General features: G+C 60.4%; 1 rRNA gene. It reads right to left on the bottom strand.

Features of this window, described 5'->3' with window-relative positions:
• Positions 1 to 734, bottom strand: a 23S ribosomal RNA gene (locus RZO55_RS03000); the annotation flags it as partial.

Here is a 734-nt window from a genome sequence, read left to right as displayed (position 1 = left end):
TTTGATAAACAGTCGCTTGGGCCTCTTCACTGCGGCCCCCTCGGGCTCACCCGAAGGCTCACCCTACCGGGGCACCCCTTCTCCCGAAGTTACGGGGTCATTTTGCCGAGTTCCTTAACGAGAGTTCTCCCGAGCGCCTGAGGATTCTCTCCCCGCCTACCTGTGTCGGTTTGCGGTACGGGCACCTCACTCCTCGCTAGAGGCTTTTCTCGGCAGTGTGGGATCAGGGACTTCGGTACTATGAATTTCCCTCGCCGTCACGGCTCAGCGTCTGTGGCGTGCGGATTTGCCTACACGCCCGCCTCACCGCTTGGACGCGCACTTCCAGCCGCGCGATCCCCTACCCTCCTGCGTCCCCCCATCGCTCAGACGGAGTGGAGGTGGTACAGGAATTTCAACCTGTTCTCCATCGCCTACGCCTTTCGGCCTCGGCTTAGGTCCCGACTTACCCTGAGCGGACGAACCTTCCTCAGGAACCCTTAGGCTTTCGGCGGAGGGGATTCTCACCCCTCTTTTCGTTACTCACACCGGCATTCTCACTTCCCGGCGCTCCACCGCACCTCACGGTGCGACTTCGACGCCCCGGGAACGCTCCCCTACCATGCCTTCCGGCATCCGCGGCTTCGGTGGTCCGTTTAGCCCCGTTACATTTTCGGCGCAGAGTCACTCGACCAGTGAGCTATTACGCACTCTTTCAATGATGGCTGCTTCTAAGCCAACATCCTGGTTGTCTG

It is taken from the genome of Clostridium boliviensis, assembly GCF_033342255.1.
GTDB classification, from domain to species: domain Bacteria; phylum Bacillota; class Clostridia; order Lachnospirales; family Lachnospiraceae; genus Lacrimispora; species Lacrimispora boliviensis.
Note: the sequence above shows the minus strand (reverse complement) of the source record. Positions and strands in the feature narration are given on the sequence as shown.